Below are 16,734 nucleotides of genomic sequence, written 5' to 3' on the forward strand. Positions count from 1 at the left end.
TTATGTTAAAATAGAGATATCACATTGAGAAGAAAGAGAAACGTCCATGTCGAGGAGAAATGATGATTCCAACCAGCAACCAGAATGGTTTAGCTGGATTTGGATACTTGTATTTGTATTTGGTTCTGGAGCTGTAGCCAGCTATCTAATTCCCATAGCTATTCTGGGAGCTATTGGCTACGGAATCTATCGCCACCAAAGCCAGAAAAAAGTTCGGATTGAAGCTAAACAAGCCAGCATTGGTCGTATTGAAGATTTGAAATCAGAGATTGGTCATGCTGAACGCCGCATTAAAGAATTGGAAGGCTACCAAGAAGATGGAGACCAAGAAAGCTATCAGAATTTAGCTCTAGAAATTCTTCCCCAGCTAACCTATATCAAAAATGCTGCTAACGACCTACGTGGAGAGATTCCTACTTCCGTCTACCAGCGAATCCAGACTAAAATTCGTACTGTAACCGATGAAATCGATGAACAACTGAAAAAGATTGAACGAGAGAAAAAACGAAAAGAAGCGCAGCCTAAGAAAACTAGTCTAGAAAAGCTAGCCCCAGAATTGGTCGCTACGGTTCGCAATATTCAGATTGACCATGAGGCCATTCTTCAAAAAATCTCCCAATCCGAAAGCAACAACAAGGAAGAGCTGACTGCCATTCATCAGTCCCAGATGGAGCACTACGAAGATATTTTAGAAGGATACCTCAAAATCAAAGCTTCTCCCAAAGATTTTTACAATGCAGAGGAGCGGCTAGCCAAGGCCAAAGCAGCTATCGAGCAGTTTGACTTGGACCTAGATGAAACACTGCGCCAGTTAAATGAAGCTGATTTGAGGGACTTTGACATTAGCTTGCGCATCTTAGATAAAGAAAAGCAAACAGACACCGGCCTTTAAGCTATATAAACCAAAGGAGAAACTATGAGCCAAGAATTTAATTTTGATATTGATAAAATTGCCAATAATGCTATCAGCAAAAGCGACAAAACAACAGAAATCATCGAGGCCAATACGGCTCAAGAAAATGGTCAGCTAACTTTTCTGGAAAAACTGACTCCTGAGCAACAGAATGCGATTACGGCTAAAGCTCCGCAGCTGGTGGATAATTTCGTATCGGACCAAAATGCCTTGCTGGACTTTGGCCAGTCTGCTGTAGAAGAGGTCAACGGTACTGTCAATCGTATCTTAGCTGAGCAGAAAAAATTACAAATTCCCCAGGTAGATGAGCTCTTAAAAAACACCAACAAAGAACTCAATGGCTTTGTCGCAAAATATAAGGATGCTCAAGTAGCGGAACTGGACAAGAAGCCTAATTTCCTAGAAAAACTCTTCAAACAGAGCAAAAACACTCTTCAAGAATTCTATTTCGATTCACAAAATATTGAGCAGAAAATGGACGGTATGGCTGCAACAGTCGTCAAACAAGAAGATGTTCTGGCTCGCAATATTGTTTCTGCTGAAATGCTGATCGAGGATAATACCAAATCGATTGAAAACCTAGTCGGAGTTATTTCCTTTATCGAAGCTGCTCAGCAAGAATCTGGCAATCGAGCGCTCAAGCTGCAGGCTGAAGTCGCTCAGCTAGATATGACAACTGTTGACTATCAAGTCAAATCGCAAGAATTAGCCCGAATGACAGAGGTGGTCAATACCTTAGAGCAGCAACACACTGAATATGTCAGCCGTCTCTATGTAGCTTGGGCGACGACTCCTCAAATGCGTAATCTGGTCAAGGTTTCCTCTGATATGCGCCAAAAACTTGGAATGCTCCGTCGAAATACCATTCCAACTATGAAACTGTCTATCGCCCAGTTAGGCATTCTCCAGCAATCGATGAAGTCTGGTCAGGTAGCTGACGCTATCTCTAATGCGAATAACGCTGCCCTGCAAATGCTCGCCGAAACGAGCAAGGAAGTCATTCCTCAACTGGAGCGGATTTCCCAAAGCCCTACTATCGCTGTTGAATCTGTCACTAAGCTGGCAGAAAGCCTCGTCGCACAAAATCAAGGCATTATCGAAGCCATTGATAAAGGACGAGAAAAACGCGCTCTGCTAGAAGCCACTGTTATCCAGTCTGCAGAGACCATCAACAACTCTGTCAAACTGCGTGATCAAAAGATTATCCAAGCCCTACTGGACCAAGGCAAGGAAGCCCAGAAAGAATTAACTACAGAATAAGTAAAAGAGCCTAGGTGGCTCTTTTAATGTTTTACTTTTTAAATGATCAATACAGTCCTTTATTCTGATTGCCCCTTTAAAACAAGCAACTTTCCAGCAGTTCTTTATTGCGCAGCTGGGCTAGCCAGTTGTCAGGAATTCCTTCCAAACCATAGATGATACCAGCCAAGCCGCCAGCAACTGCTGCTACTGTATCAGTGTCATCGCCCAAATTAACAGCTTTCAGGACAGTTTCCAGATAAGAAGTGCTGGTCAGCAGACACCACAGCGCTGCTTCCAAGGTATCCACCACATAGCCAGTAGAGCGAATGTCATCTTCGGTCAGCTCTGCTAAAGTTTGCAAACGAGCATAGGTCGTACTAGTCTCTAAGCATGATAATATTTCCGATAGTTGCCGGCCTTTTAAGAGCCTACGAGCAATATCCACATAAAGCTGGCAGGCCTCCACAGAAGTCACATGGGCATGTGTGATACTGGAAACAGCCTCAATATCAGACGGACCAACTTCCGTAAAGGCTAGGGGCAGAATCCGCATCAACGAACCATTCCCATTGGAATATTCATCAGACAGACCGTGTCCTCTTGTCAAAGCTTCGCGAGTCGCATTTCCTACATCGAAGGTCAAACCATCTGGTGTGTAAGCTCCCTCGAAGAGCCAATTTTCAAACCGCTGCCGCATATCGTTAGGGTCAATCCTACCTTTTCCCCTGATAGAATCACAGGTCGCCAAAACAAGGCTAGTATCATCTGACCAAGTTCCAGCTGGCTGCTGATGGCTGCCATAACCCGTCATCTCAACCGTTTTAAAACTGCCTCGGGTTAAAAATTCATACGGAACGCCTAATGCATCAGCTACTGCCAGACCATAGACTGCCGCTTTCAAAGATTGGTTCATGCTAGTCTCCTTTGTTTTATTATACTATTTTTGATCTTAAAATTCTTCCTAACCCAAAAAAATAAGCGCAGCCTCGCGCTTGTTTTTCTATTTTATGTTAAAATAAAAGGTATGGACAAAATTATCAAAACTATCTCAGAAAATGGTTCTTTCCGCGCTTATGTGCTGGATAGCACAGAGACGGTTCAGACCGCTCAAGGAAAACATCAGACTCAAGCAAGTTCTACTGTTGCACTTGGTCGCACACTGATTGCCAGTCAGATTTTGGCTGCAAATGAAAAAGGCCAGACCAAGATTACCGTCAAGGTTCTCGGGACCAGCTCACTAGGCGCGATTATCACAGTGTCAGATACTGAGGGCAATGTCAAAGGTTATGTACAGAATCCCGGTGTAGATATCAAAAAGACAGCTACCGGCGAAGTTCTGGTTGGTCCTTTTGTCGGCCAAGGTGAATTCCTCGTTATCACGGACTATGGTACGGGCAATCCTTACAACTCCATGACCCCTCTCATCTCTGGAGAAATCGGCGAAGACCTAGCCTTCTACCTGACCGAAAGCCAGCAAACACCTTCCGCAGTTGGTCTCAATGTCCTCTTGGATGAGAATGATAAAGTTAAGGTTGCTGGCGGCTTCTTGGTACAAGTTCTACCTGGTGCCAAGGAAACTGAAATCGCCCGCTTTGAGAAACGGATCCAAGAAATGCCTGCCATCTCAAAACTGCTGGAATCCGATGACCATATTGAAGCTCTGCTGGCTGCCATCTATGGTGATGAGCCATACAAACGCCTGTCTGAAGAGGAAATCCGCTTCCAGTGCGACTGCAGCAAAGAGCGCTTCATGAATGCCTTGGCTACCCTGCCAAAGACTGACCTGGAAGAGATGCGTGACCAAGACCAAGGGGCTGAAATCGTCTGCCAATTCTGCCAGACAGCCTATCACTTTGACCAAAACGACCTGGAGGAACTGATTCGTGACAAATCTTAATACCCCTTTTATGATTGGGAAAGTCGAAATTCCCAACCGCACAGTTCTAGCACCTATGGCCGGCGTAACCAACTCTGCTTTTCGGACCATTGCCAAAGAGCTGGGAGCAGGCCTGGTCGTCATGGAAATGGTCTCTGACAAGGGCATCCAGTATAACAACGAAAAAACCCTCCACATGCTTCACATTGATGAGGGAGAAAATCCAGTTTCTATCCAGCTTTTCGGTAGCGACGAGGACAGCTTAGCCCGCGCAGCAGAATTTATCCAAGAAAACACCAAGACGGATATCGTCGATATCAATATGGGCTGCCCAGTCAATAAAATTGTCAAAAACGAAGCTGGAGCTAAATGGCTCAAGGACCCTGAGAAAATCTATAAAATCATCAACAAGGTCCAGTCAGTGCTAGATATTCCCCTGACAGTTAAGATGCGTACTGGCTGGTCTGACAGCTCACTAGCTGTAGAAAATGCTCTGGCAGCTGAAGCCGCAGGAGTCTCAGCCTTAGCTATGCACGGCCGCACCCGTGAGCAAATGTATACTGGTCATGCTGACCTTGAGACCTTGCACGACGTAGCCCATGCTCTGACTAAGATTCCTTTCATCGCTAACGGTGATATCCGCAGCGTCCAAGACGCTAAACAGCGTATCGAGGAAGTCGGTGCCGATGCCGTCATGGTAGGTCGAGCAGCTATGGGAAATCCCTACCTCTTTAACCAAATCAACCACTACTTTGAAACTGGCCAAATCCTTCCAGACCTCAGCTTCGAGGACAAGATGAAAATCGCCCACGACCACCTCTCCCGCTTGGTAAATCTCAAAGGAGAATACGTGGCCATCCGCGAATTCCGGGGCCTAGCTCCGCACTATCTGCGCGGTACTGCCGGAGCAGCCAAGCTCCGCGGTGCTATTTCACAAGCTGAAAGTCTGGCTGAAATTGAAGAACTCTTACAAATTCAAAAATAAAAACAAAAGGAAGCCAATGGGACTTCCTTTTTTGTTCTGTTTAGGGTTGAGTCACTACAACGCTTGTTACTGAGCCGTCTGCTCCTGTTGTAATCTGCAGATTGGCATTGCCTTGCCCGCTTAACTGCGCATTGTATTTGCCATCATCCAGTGTATAAGAGTAGGAAGCAATGGAATAATTATCTGTCTTTCCATCTGCAGACTGGACTGTGAATTGACCATTACCTGATACAGTCACAGTATTTCCATTGGCATCCTTCCAAGTACCAGCAGCCGCTGAGAAATCCCCATCCACCATAGTCAAGACACCTTTATAGCGAGCATTGCTGGCTGCCTGTTTATTCTGAAGCTGGCGATTGCTTTCGGGTGCTTGGGCTGGTTGAGTTGCTTGATTCTGAGTGTTTTGTCGACCTGAGGCTTGCTGTGGCTGCGTTTGTTGGACTTGAGGAGCTTCGACAGTAGACTGTTGCTGACTGGCAGGAGCTTGGGCTTGTCCAGGCTGGCTAACTGCTCCTTCTGAAGAAGCGCTATTGCTAACCTTAGGAGAAGCGCTGACCTTACTGGATGACGCAGCTTTTGAGCTAGAAGAAGCTTGAACAGTCTTGCTAGAACTAGCACTTGTTGCACTTTCTTCTTTCTTACCACATGCCCCTAAAAGCAAACTAGAAGCCAGAACTGCAGCCGCCATCATTTTTGTATAAGTACGTGTTTTCATCTTTTGTCTCCTTGTAACATTAAGAAATCTTTTTGTAACATTATTGTAACACTGTAATTTTTCTATGTCAATCATTTATGCAAAATTCTTAAAAAATTTTTTTACTCAAGCGAAGTTCTGTTTCTCAATCTGCTTCTTTTGTCATGGGAAACTTGCTCCTACTTATCTATTCGTAATTAAAAACGAAAAAACAGGACAAATCTGTCCTGCAAGAGAAATATATGATCAACTTTCTTTTAATCTGATTTTTCTGCCTTCAGCCGATACACTTTTCTCGGCTTCTTCTTTGGCACGCGCTTAACGCCAGCCTCCTCTAGGTATTCTCCAAATTTCACTAGAAAATTATTGCTGACAATAGGTCGTCTAGGCGTGATGAGATTGACCAACTCAGTCCCTTCATAAACAGTAAACGGTGATTCCAGCAAATGGAGAAAAGTTGGATTCCAGTCCAGTCGCCCCTGAATCCGCTTGATAGATTCCAGCAGGATTTGGTAGTGGTCAAAGGCAAAATCCTCTGCTGTCAGGAGCCGCTCACCGTCTCTAAAACTCCTTGTCTTAAAATCTACATCAAGAAAGGTGACTTCCTTGGCATCATCGCCAGCTTGTACTTGATCTACTGCTATGGCCGGCAGATAGACTAGATGGGCAATGGTGATGACCCATCCGCGTGGATCACGCCCTGGAGTAGATACCGTCATCAGCTGTTCCACCTTTTCCAGCGGTATCTCCAGCCCCACCTCTTCCTTGACTTCCCGAATGCAGGCCTGATAGGCATCCTCATGCTTGTCCACAAAACCTCCGACCAAAGCATATTTATTTTGATAAGGGTGGGCCTTGCGCTTGATGACCAAAAGTTTTATCTGCCTTTCCACGAAGCAGTATGCCACCATATCCGCTGTTACACTAGGTGTTTCATACTTAGGTAAATCCTGTGTCTTGTACCATGCCAAAAAGGCGGACTCATCCGCCATGGTTTCATAGTACTCTTTTTCCGACATTCCCGCTGGGATATCCTGTTTGGTCATGAGTTTCTTCCTTTCCTAAGCTATTTTTTCTATCAAAAAATCTCAAATCTTAGTCTAAGCTTTCTTCACCGCCTTGGTCCACTGATACCATCCAACGATACTATTGAGGGTATAGACCCAGTACATAGCCTGTATGTGAAGGTTGCTACCCCACCAGAGATAGATACTGAAGAGATTGGTCGCAATCCAGAAGATCCACTGTTCGCGGTAGAGACCAGTCATGAGAAGCTGACCGATACCATTGGTCGCATCTGTCACGCTATCACGGAAAGGCCGGTGACTGTGAATGCTCTTATAAGCAAAGCCCATGCCAATCCAAATCAAGGCAGTCAAGGCCAAATATTTAAGCCAGCCACGCCAGTCTAACTTCTTAGCTTCAAAATGAGATGGCTCTTCCTTATCTTGTTCATTAACCCGGTTGGACAGCCAAGTATAAAGGCCGATTGGCTGCATAATAAAGAAGTAGACTGTAGTCAACACTTCGCCATAAAAGCTAGCCTGAAAAGACAATAGGAGGTAAATTGCTGAATTAACCGCTCCAAATAGGTAATTGCTGGCCCGCCCCTCGGCTACTAAAATTACACAGACGATGCCTGTCCAAGAAGCAAAGAGTCCCAGCCAGTCATGCTGCTCATGACCACTGGTGAACTCCAGAATGAAAGGCAAGCTAGAAAGAGCAATCAAGTAGAGCCATTGGGTCAAGCTACGCCCGCCAAATAAATCCTGCCAGAGCAATTTCGCGATTCCTTTTATCCCCTGCTTTTTAGCTGCCGCACAGACATTGCGGAAATTCCGAGCAAAAGTTTGAGATTTTTGTTTCAGTCCTGCGTAGAGAGCTGCAGGAGAGAGTTTTTGATTTTTTACTACCATTCTATTTTACCACTTTCTTTTTTAATCCGCTTGATAAATCATGTCGATTGCTTCTTTGGCCGCCTGATAATTGTCCAAATAACTGCCAGCCAGATAGACCGTCGGAATATGAGCCAAGCACTGGTCTTTCAGCCTTTTTAGATGGCTGGAAAAATCACTGCGGATAGCCTCGTCTGCCATGCTCATATCGCGAAAACCATCGTTAACATAGGTGCCGACCGGCTCAGCAAAGAGAATCAAATCCCATTTTTCCTTGGACAAAATACTGGCAAAGAGATTGTCAAAGGTATCTGTTTCTTCGTCCTGAACTGGACTTTCTTTCAGATAGTAATCATAGTAAGCCTTGGTTACCAGAGAATTTGTATCAGCCACGACCAGACCACGGTTGGCGCTGCTGTCAATTAATCTGGAAGTCTGAGCATATTGTCCTAAGAGCAGATAATAGTAGTCTTTAGGAGTCAGCTCATCGTCTCGCACGTTATTTTGAATCTGGTATTCTCGAGCATATTCCAGACTAACCGGAGCATCATAAAAGCGAGCCAAATCCTTGGCCAAGGTCGTTTTACCATTGCTAGCGCTACCCATAATCAGCACTTTCTTGGTAAAGTGACGGCGGAAAGGTTGGGCGATATATTTCCAATAACGACTAGGATTTTCCCGAATCATCGTAGCTGAGATACCAAACTGGCGCTCCTGCAAAGAAGTTTTGAAATCACGCTTTTCTAACTCTTCCTGATAGTCAGTCTCACCAACAAAGAAAATCAGTTCCTCCCGTTCTGCATCATAGCTCACCAACTCTAATAGAGCTGACAGCCACTTGTTCCAACCCAGAGGATAGCGGGGAAAGGAAGTTTCATCTAGCTTATAAACCTGTGTTAACTCATCATCTGCGAAAGTCTCCCGCGTATAGCGGAATCGCTTCTGCAGAGACAGGCCTACTTCCTCCCCACGGTCACCTTGATAACCAGAAACCACCACGCGCACCTTGTCGTAAGAACGCTTAGCCTTCTGAATCAAATCAATATGTCCCTGATGTAAGGGAGCAAATGTTCCAAAGACGATTGCAATTTTTTCTTTCATACGTTTAACCTTTTTATTATTTTTTATATTTTATTATTTCTATGATTTTATTATAAACTATATTTTTATTTTGTCAATAGTTTTTTATAAAATTTTATAAAAATATTTTTCAGACACTTTAAAACTGTATCAAGGACACAAAAAAAGAACCTAATGCCTTAAGCATCAAATTCTTTTTATAAAAAATTTATTGCTGATAGACTTCTTGGTAGAATTCCAGCTTGTCTCCATCCTTGACAGTGATTTGATTGGCTGCCTTAGGAGCCATTTCTCCGTTGACCTTAAACATCCAGTAGAGGCCCTTTGCTTCATCCTGAGCATGGCCGTCAATAGAAGTGATAAAACCATCTTTTTCTTCGACCTTATAGGCCTTCTTCAAAGCATCCATAGCTGTCTTTCCTTCTGCAACAGCCACTGTTTTCTCGCTCTTCTCCTGACCTTCTGGTGCAATACTGATGCTGATTTTCAGTTCCTTTTTGACAGAAGAATCAGCCGAGCTAGAGCTCTTGTCAGTATTTGTCTGGCTGCTGCCGCAACCAACAAGAAGAAGGGCCAAAGCAAGTGTGAGCAAACTAAAGATTTTTTTCATTATAGAGCCTCCTTAAAATAGGGTACAAGAGTGGGTAAAAAAACAAGGTCGACAGTCCGTGCGCTATATTGAAAGTCAAAGCGTTGATAATCGCATAAGACCACCAGTGATAGTTGTACAGCAAGGCTGTCAGTGTATCGATGGCAATGCCATAGCCAAAGGATAGGAGAGCTGCTACTATTCCCTGTCCCACTAGATTTAACCGAGGATAGAGCAGCTGCCAAAGGCAAAGAATCAGTCCAAAGGACAGCAACTGAAAGAGGACGATTGGCCCCATTCCCAAAAGAAATGCTGATGTAAACATCGTCACCGCCATCACTAGGAGTGAAGTCGGCAAATCCTCAAAGATGACTATCAGGAAAAAGATAGCTGAGATAGGTTGCACATTGGGCAGAAAGGAAAATGCATAGCGAAAGGCCACACATAGAGCCGATAGGATGGCAATTTTAGCCATTTTACGAGCGGACAAAGGTAGCTCCTTTTCTAATTGAGTGAATCAAGAGAAGTTGGACTAGGTATGCAGCTCAACAGCATCCCAGTCTTGGGCCGTATTCAGCCCCAGTAGCCAGTCAAGGCCAGATCGTCTCTCCAGAACAACACTTTCATCAAGGCCTGCCGGTGCTGGCTGATCATGAATCCGAGCATCAACACAGGCCCAATGATAACGATAAATCAAATCATCCTCATCCAGTAACTCTTCTAAGCTACGCGGTTGGCATTTGCCCAGAAATTCCTGAAAGTCAACCGCACTAGCGACTGCGTCAATAGCAGCATCACAATCACAAATCTTATCTGGAAACGGTAAAGTATCTACTAGACCCAAGTACCAAATCAAGGACCAATAGGCCTCGTATTTCCAAACCATATTGATGATAGCTGCCGGGTCGGCACGATCTTCCAAAACCACCCTTTCTTTGGGCGTCAGCTCTTCCTGAACCCCGTATTGCTGCAGTTTATCCTGCAGCCACTGGCGACTCTCCTCATTATAATTATTATTTTCGATATCCAAGGCCGCCTGAATAATCAAGAGGCTGCTAATAGCCCGACGCGCAATTTCTTCTAACGAGCGCGGCCGCACCTGCTCAGCACTTTCGATGACCGGCAAATGCTCGATGTAAGGAATACCTTCCTTCTTCAAGCGCTGGATACTAGCCGCCTTGCGCTCTTCTGGTGTTTTCAATTTGGCTTTCTTGCCAGCAAACAAATCTTTAAAAAACGACATATCAGCCTCCAATCCTTCAATTCCAATTTCATTGAATGATGAAATAACTGTTCGGTATCTATAGGTATGATTGCTATCAAGGATTAACCGCGAGCACACAACTTCCCATTGAAAGACTGCGCTTTTTAGGCCACTTCGAACTTGAGTTGGCCAGCCTTGACCCCGACCTTAAGAGTCTGACCAGCAGTCAAATCTCCTGTCAAGAGGAGCTCAGACAGCTTGTCCTCTACCTGAGTCTGTAGAGTGCGACGCAATGGCCGTGCTCCCATTTCCACATCGTATCCTTCCTGAGCCAGCAGCTTAAGGGCACTAGCCTGAAATTTCAGCTCAATTCCCTTCTCAGCGAGACTTGCAATGAGCGGTTTGACCATAACCTTGACCACTTCCTGCATATCTTCAGCAGATAAGCTGTGGAAGACTACCTTCTCGTCAATACGGTTGATAAACTCTGGTCTATATGCTTTATTGAGTTCTTCCAGCATCCGTTTTTCCATATTGGCATGGTCCAAGCGAATGTCATGCGCACCAAAGCCCACCGTCTTATCATCCCGCAAACTGGTCGCCCCCAGATTGCTGGTCATGATAATAATCGTGTTGGAGAAGTCCACCTTGCGGCCCTTGCTGTCAGTCAACTGGCCATCATCCAAGACCTGCAGGAGAACATTGAAAATATCTGGGTGCGCCTTTTCCACCTCGTCAAAGAGCAGGACAGAATAAGGTCTGTTGCGCACCTTTTCCGTCAGCTCCCCTCCTTCTTCATAGCCTACATAGCCTGGGGGCGCTCCGTTGAGACGGCTAGCCGCGAATTTCTCCATGTACTCACTCATATCAAAGCGGATGAGAGCAGACTCGTCATCAAAGAGACTTTCGGCCAAGGCCTTGGCTAGCTCTGTCTTCCCGACTCCTGTCGGACCTAGGAACATAAAGGAGCCAATCGGCCGCCTGCTGCTGCGGATACCAGACTGGTTCCGTCGGATAGCTCGGCTGATAGCTGAAATCGCCTCGTCCTGCCCAATCACGCGTTTATGCAGTTCTGTTTCCAAGTTGAGGTATTTCTTTGCATCTGTCTGAGTCAGCTTCTGCACTGGAATACCAGACAAGCCACTCAGAGTAGCCAAGACATCGTCTTCTTCCACTTTTAGTTTATAAAGCTTCGGTTGCTGCTCTTGCTCAAGCAACTTCGACACCTTTTTAAAGTCCGCTGCCATCAAGGCTTGATCCACTGGCGTCAAATCCAACTGCTCGTAATTCTGTGGCCCTCTATTCTGCACTGTCGCACTGGCCTCGTCCAAAAGATCAATGGCAGAGTCCGGTAGGTGCTTGCTAGTCAGATAGCGATGGGCATATTTCACCGCCGTCTCAATCGCTTGATCACTAATCTGTACCTTGTGATGGTCCTCATAGCTCTTTCTCAGACCTTGTAAAATAGCAATGCTGTCAGCCACATTAGGCTCTTCTATGCTGACCTTAGCAAAACGCCGGGAAAGGGCCGCATCTTTTTCAATATGTTTCTGATACTCTTCCTGCGTCGTAGCACCAACTGTCCGCAGAGTTCCGCGAGCCAGAGCCGGTTTCAGGATATTGGCCGCATCCAAGGTCGAGTCAATACCGCTGCCAGAGCCCATGATGGTATGCAGCTCATCGATGAAGAGAATGACATGACCATCTTCTTCAATGTCATTGATGATGTTGTTCATCCGCTCCTCGAAATCTCCGCGAAAACGAGTGCCAGCGACTACATTCATCAAGTCCAGCTCCAAAACCCGCATCTTGGCAAGTTCAGCCGGAACCTGACCAGCCGCTACACGCTGGGCCAGTCCTAAGGCTAGAGCTGTCTTACCAACCCCAGCATCTCCAACCAGCACTGGATTGTTTTTAGTCTTGCGACTGAGAATCTGAACTATCCGTGAAATTTCTTGATCGCGGCCAATGACGGGCTCCAATCGGCCATCTCTAGCCAGCTCAGTCAGATTACGGGTGTAGTCTTCCAGACCACCGCTAGTAGAAGCTGGCATGCCCATCATATTAGCCATGGTCTGCTTGGCTGCCATTACTCCCTTATTCAGACTTCGAATAGCCTTGATATCTTCCTTGCCCCAGCCAGCTCGCTGCTCCAAGACCTTACGCAAATCACTAATTTTCGGTCCCTGCTCCTTGTCCTCGTAGCTAAAGCCGGTAAATTCCAGAATACGAGAGGCCAAGGTCCCCCGATCAAATAGCATGGCCAGCAGCACATGCTCAGTACCTACATGCTTAGCGCGAACAGCTTCTGCAATCTGGCCCGCTTCCTCAAACAGCTCCTCTAAGCGATAAGAAAAAGGCAGCAGCTCGAAGTGACCGTCTTTCTGATAAGCCTGACCAGTAATATGAAAAGCTGCTTCTTCAAATCCATCAACTTCCACAGGAAACTCATTGAGGACTGAGCCAGCAACGCTGTAGGGATTATTAGCCAGAGCAATCAGCAGATGCCATGATTCCAGATAATCTGTCGTAAAATGGCCGGCCAAGAGCTGGGCTGCTTCCAAGCTTTCTATTAAGGCTTTTGAGTATTTCATTTATGATTCCATTCCTTTTCTGTCTAGTTGTTGTAAAATCTTTTTTAATATCCGGGCACGAATCACCGCAGCTCCATCACCCAAAATCGAGTCCGAAGCTGTTGACAAGATTAGATTGCCCTCACGTTCAGTCATAATCTTTTCATCAAAAAGAAGCTGAATAACATCTGTGAAAACCTGCTGGCTGACACGCTCTCCCACACTGTCGTACAGGCCGCAAAGCATCTGATGCCGGTCAGAAAATTCAATCTTTCCAATTCTAATATAGCCGCCGCCACCACGCTTACTCTCAACGATATAGCCCCGACTTTCCGTAAAACGCGTCTTAATCACATAGTTAATCTGACTGGGAACCACCTGAAAAACATCAGCCAGTTCACTGCGTTTCAATTCAACCATCCCAGCCTGAGCCAGAATAGACTTGATATATGCTTCAATACTGTCCGATGTGTTTTTTGCACCCATGACTTCCCTTTCCAGTTGAAAATTTCAGAATAGATTTCTTTTTTCCTTGCTTCTCTAACATTGACTATCTTTGACTAATATTATACCGGAAAAGTCTCTATTTTGAAAGAAAAAGGGATGACTGAAAGGTCTGACAATTCAAACTAGTGAAAAAGCTTTGTCAGGTTTGTGTAACCGCTTGCTTTTTGCTTTTAAAGCGTTATAATATAGGTGGAAATCCACAAGGAAAAGACAGACAGAAACTTCTGCCTGCCAACGATCATCTAAACAAGGAGGATAATCCAATGAAAATGGATTGGCTCAACTATTCTCGTCATGTACTCAAATGGCTCTTTGCAGCTCTGAGTATTTTCACCATCTTTTCTGCTGACTATGTCGATATTCCTATCGGAGCTCTCATCGTCTGTCTTTATGCTCCCCTGCTCTTCGAACAGGAGCTGGTCAGCAACAGAGTCAAATGGTATAGCTTTCTGATTATGATGGTGGTTACTCTGCCCCTTTTGTTTATTACCAAAGTCTACCAGTTTAGCCTAACTTACCCCCAAACCACAGCTCTTCTCTTCATATTGGTAGTCTTGATTTTTACCAACGGCTTGATTGCTCATAAGGAAGAAAGAGAAAAAGCAGCTAAGTGATGCTACTCACCATTCTAAACTTGATGTTTCAAAATGCTACAAATGAAAAGGTCTGAGAAAAAACCTCAGACCTTTTTATCGTTCTATTTCTAAGCTAAAAGCGATTAATTTTGACCAAGAGCAGCAGCCATTGTTGCAGCTACTTCGTTTTCAAAGTCGTTAGCAGCTTTCTCGATACCTTCACCAACTTCAAAGCGAGCGAACTCAACTACTGAAGCATTTACTGATTCAAGGTAAGCTTCAACTGTCTTGCTGTCATCCATGATGTATACTTGTGCAAGAAGTGTGTATGCTTGGTCAACTTTAGTGTTGTCAAGCATGAAGCGATCCATTTTGCCTGGGATGATCTTGTCCCAGATCTTTTCTGGTTTGCCTTCAGCAGCCAACTCAGCTTTGATGTCTTCTTCAGCTTGAGCTACAACTGCATCAGTCAATTGAGCTTTAGAACCGTATTTCAAGTGTGGAAGAGCTGGTTTACCAACCATTGCACGGCTTTCGTTGTCTTGGTCGATGACGTGGTTCAATTGTGCCAATTCATCTTTAACAAATTGCTCATCCAATTCTTTGTATGAAAGAACAGTTGGTTTCATCGCAGCGATATGCATAGAGATTTGCTTAGCAAGAGCATCGTCTCCACCGTCAATAACTGAGATAACTCCGATACGGCCACCGTTGTGTTGGTAAGCACCGAAGTGTTGAGCATCTGTCTTTTCAATCAAAGCAAAGCGACGGAAAGAGATTTTTTCTCCGATAGTTGCAGTTGCAGATACGTATGCAGCTTCAAGAGTTTCACCTGAAGGCATTGTCAAAGCAAGCGCTTCTTCGTTGTTAGCTGGTTTACCTTCAGCGATTACTTTCGCAGTAGCATTTACCAAGTCAACAAATTGAGCGTTTTTCGCAACGAAGTCAGTTTCAGCATTCACTTCAACAACAGCGGCAACGTTACCGTTTACGTAAACGCCTGTCAGACCTTCAGCGGCAACACGGTCAGCTTTCTTAGCTGCTTTTGCCATCCCTTTTTCGCGAAGCAATTCAATCGCTTTTTCGATGTCACCATCAGTTTCAACAAGTGCTTTCTTAGCGTCCATGACACCAGCACCAGATTTTTCACGCAATTCTTTGACAAGCTTAGCTGTAATTTCTGCCATTTTTCTTCTCCTATTTTTTAATTTAAATAAAGGAGCTGGGCTGAGCCCCGCCCCTTTAGGTTAGTTTACTGATTATTCGTTTGAACCTTCAACAACTTCAACGATTTCTTCGATAGAATCTGCTTGAGTTTCAGTTGCAGCCAATTCTGCTTCTACTGATTCAACGCTATCTTCACCTTGACGGCCTTCGATAACAGCATCAGCCATTTTCGCAGTGATCAATTTAACCGCACGGATTGCATCGTCATTAGCTGGGATAATCACATCGATATCATCAGGATCAGTGTTAGTATCAACCATAGCAACCACTGGGATACCTAATTTCTTAGCTTCCTTAACAGCGATTTGCTCTTTATGAGGGTCAACTACGTACATCACGTCTGGGATGCGAGGCATATCTTCGATACCGCCCAAGAATTTTTCAAGACGAGCACGTTGTTTGTTGAGAAGAGCGACTTCTTTCTTAGGAAGAACTTCGAAAGTTCCGTCTTCTTCCATGCGTTTGATTTCTTTCAAACGAGCTACACGTTTTTGGATAGTAGACCAGTTTGTAAGAGTTCCACCCAACCAACGGTGGTTGATGAAGTATTGACCTGAACGTTCTGCTTCTTCTTTGACAGCGTCAGCAGCTTGCTTTTTAGTACCAACGAAGAGGATAACTGCATCGTTAGCAGCAGCATCACGCATAAAATCGTAAGCTTGGTCAGCATACTTTACAGTTTGCTGCAAGTCGATTACGTGGATGCCATTACGCTCAGTGAAGATGTACTTAGCCATCTTAGGGTTCCAGCGACGAGTTTGGTGACCAAAGTGAACACCAGCCTCAAGAAGTTGTTTCATTGAAATTACTGCCATGAGTAAATTCTCCTTTTTGTTTTTTTCCTCTTTTAGATTTCAGCTCGCAGAACCACCCGAGGGCAACAGTCCCACAATTCATCTAAAATGAGTATTTTGCCATTTACACGGCACCCTCTATTATAACAAAAGCGCAGCTCTTTGACAAGGTGTTTGCCAGATTTTCTTCCGCTAGCCACTATTCCCACTTCTCAGCAGAACATTTATTCTCCAAATTGTTCAGAATAGGAACATCTAATATTTTCTGCTTTGACTATGAAAGACTCTTGACGAAAGCAAGTATTTACGATAGAATAATAAGAGTTGCGGCGGTATAGCCAAGTGGTAAGGCACGGCTCTGCAAAAGCTTGATCGTCGGTTCAAATCCGTCTACCGCCTTGTAATAACTTATAAGACAAAGATTAGTAAGATATACTCTTCCTAATCTTTTTAATTTCTGTAACTCCTTCCAAAACTATGCTATTTAGTAACTAAAAACCTCTCATTAGTAAAACAAAAAAAGAGACTAGGACATCATCCTAGCTCTTTTTTTAATATCAATTAATCTTGACGCTTCTTA

17 protein-coding genes and 1 tRNA gene are annotated in these 16,734 nt (G+C 44.7%); 6 read left to right on the forward strand and 12 right to left on the reverse strand.

Annotated features, from left to right (window positions below):
- Nucleotides 1-46 precede the first annotated feature (46 nt).
- Nucleotides 47-892 carry a hypothetical protein gene (locus AX677_RS02955; RefSeq protein WP_060976119.1) on the forward strand — a complete coding sequence of 282 codons (846 nt, stop codon included), beginning with the start codon at nt 47-49 and terminating at the stop codon, nt 890-892.
- 24 nt (nt 893-916) lie between these two features.
- On the forward strand, nt 917-2,173 hold the full coding sequence (locus tag AX677_RS02960; RefSeq protein ID WP_049543943.1) for a toxic anion resistance protein: 1,257 nt from the start codon (nt 917-919) through the stop codon (nt 2,171-2,173).
- Between the two features lie 76 nt (nt 2,174-2,249).
- Here AX677_RS02960 and AX677_RS02965 read toward each other — a convergent pair whose 3' ends face one another.
- Nucleotides 2,250-3,068 (reverse strand): ADP-ribosylglycohydrolase family protein, encoded by an 819-nt coding sequence (locus AX677_RS02965; protein ID WP_060976120.1) that lies wholly within the window; start codon nt 3,066-3,068, stop codon nt 2,250-2,252.
- 111 nt (nt 3,069-3,179) lie between these two features.
- Here AX677_RS02965 and hslO point away from each other — a divergent pair, with 111 nt between their 5' ends.
- Both hslO and dusB read left to right on the forward strand, forming a co-directional pair.
- Nucleotides 3,180-4,052 carry an Hsp33 family molecular chaperone HslO gene (gene hslO, locus AX677_RS02970; protein ID WP_060976121.1) on the forward strand — a complete coding sequence of 291 codons (873 nt, stop codon included), beginning with the start codon at nt 3,180-3,182 and terminating at the stop codon, nt 4,050-4,052.
- Entirely contained in the window at nt 4,039-5,016 is a 978-nt protein-coding gene (gene dusB, locus AX677_RS02975) for a tRNA dihydrouridine synthase DusB (protein WP_060976122.1), read from the forward strand. Before hslO ends, dusB begins: the two co-directional genes overlap by 14 nt.
- 40 nt (nt 5,017-5,056) lie before the next feature.
- Here dusB and AX677_RS02980 read toward each other — a convergent pair whose 3' ends face one another.
- The 9 genes from AX677_RS02980 to AX677_RS03020 all read right to left on the reverse strand — a co-directional run bounded on the left by AX677_RS02980 (nt 5,057) and on the right by AX677_RS03020 (nt 13,537).
- A complete protein-coding gene (locus tag AX677_RS02980) occupies nt 5,057-5,806 on the reverse strand; it encodes a DUF6287 domain-containing protein (RefSeq protein ID WP_082730211.1) in 750 nt (249 codons plus the stop codon).
- Between the two features lie 161 nt (nt 5,807-5,967).
- The gene (locus AX677_RS02985) at nt 5,968-6,756 is read right to left on the reverse strand and encodes an NUDIX hydrolase (RefSeq protein WP_004193960.1); all 789 of its coding nucleotides are present in this window, start codon (nt 6,754-6,756) and stop codon (nt 5,968-5,970) included.
- A gap of 54 nt (nt 6,757-6,810) precedes the next feature.
- Nucleotides 6,811-7,626 carry a nicotinamide riboside transporter PnuC gene (gene pnuC, locus AX677_RS02990; RefSeq protein WP_060976123.1) on the reverse strand — a complete coding sequence of 272 codons (816 nt, stop codon included), beginning with the start codon at nt 7,624-7,626 and terminating at the stop codon, nt 6,811-6,813.
- 21 nt (nt 7,627-7,647) lie between these two features.
- Nucleotides 7,648-8,706 carry an AAA family ATPase gene (locus AX677_RS02995; protein ID WP_060976124.1) on the reverse strand — a complete coding sequence of 353 codons (1,059 nt, stop codon included), beginning with the start codon at nt 8,704-8,706 and terminating at the stop codon, nt 7,648-7,650.
- 187 nt (nt 8,707-8,893) lie between these two features.
- Nucleotides 8,894-9,295 carry a DUF4430 domain-containing protein gene (locus AX677_RS03000; protein WP_009660206.1) on the reverse strand — a complete coding sequence of 134 codons (402 nt, stop codon included), beginning with the start codon at nt 9,293-9,295 and terminating at the stop codon, nt 8,894-8,896.
- On the reverse strand, nt 9,279-9,764 hold the full coding sequence (locus AX677_RS03005; protein ID WP_060976125.1) for a hypothetical protein: 486 nt from the start codon (nt 9,762-9,764) through the stop codon (nt 9,279-9,281). Before AX677_RS03005 ends, AX677_RS03000 begins: the two co-directional genes overlap by 17 nt.
- 42 nt (nt 9,765-9,806) lie before the next feature.
- Nucleotides 9,807-10,517: a DUF4272 domain-containing protein gene (locus AX677_RS03010; RefSeq protein WP_060976126.1), complete on the reverse strand. Its 711-nt coding sequence runs from the start codon at nt 10,515-10,517 to the stop codon at nt 9,807-9,809.
- A gap of 125 nt (nt 10,518-10,642) precedes the next feature.
- Entirely contained in the window at nt 10,643-13,072 is a 2,430-nt protein-coding gene (locus tag AX677_RS03015; RefSeq protein ID WP_060976127.1) for an ATP-dependent Clp protease ATP-binding subunit, read from the reverse strand.
- The gene (locus AX677_RS03020) at nt 13,073-13,537 is read right to left on the reverse strand and encodes a CtsR family transcriptional regulator (RefSeq protein WP_002899234.1); all 465 of its coding nucleotides are present in this window, start codon (nt 13,535-13,537) and stop codon (nt 13,073-13,075) included.
- 146 nt (nt 13,538-13,683) lie between these two features.
- Between AX677_RS03020 and AX677_RS03025 the strand changes: the two genes are divergently transcribed.
- On the forward strand, nt 13,684-14,172 hold the full coding sequence (locus AX677_RS03025) for a hypothetical protein (protein WP_197416879.1): 489 nt from the start codon (nt 13,684-13,686) through the stop codon (nt 14,170-14,172).
- A 104-nt stretch (nt 14,173-14,276) separates the two neighbouring features.
- On the opposite strand, the gene tsf is transcribed toward AX677_RS03025, so the two are convergent.
- Both tsf and rpsB read right to left on the reverse strand, forming a co-directional pair.
- The gene (gene tsf, locus AX677_RS03030; RefSeq protein ID WP_002928238.1) at nt 14,277-15,320 is read right to left on the reverse strand and encodes a translation elongation factor Ts; all 1,044 of its coding nucleotides are present in this window, start codon (nt 15,318-15,320) and stop codon (nt 14,277-14,279) included.
- Nucleotides 15,321-15,392: 72 nt separating this feature from the next.
- Nucleotides 15,393-16,175 carry a 30S ribosomal protein S2 gene (rpsB, locus tag AX677_RS03035; protein WP_002894015.1) on the reverse strand — a complete coding sequence of 261 codons (783 nt, stop codon included), beginning with the start codon at nt 16,173-16,175 and terminating at the stop codon, nt 15,393-15,395.
- A gap of 307 nt (nt 16,176-16,482) precedes the next feature.
- On the opposite strand from rpsB, the gene AX677_RS03040 reads away from it, so the two are divergent.
- Nucleotides 16,483-16,553, forward strand: a tRNA-Cys gene (locus tag AX677_RS03040).
- Nucleotides 16,554-16,734: the final 181 nt, after the last annotated feature.

Origin of the sequence: Streptococcus sp. CCH8-C6 (genome assembly GCF_001557225.1) — a bacterium.
In the GTDB taxonomy this organism is placed as follows: domain Bacteria; phylum Bacillota; class Bacilli; order Lactobacillales; family Streptococcaceae; genus Streptococcus; species Streptococcus sanguinis_C.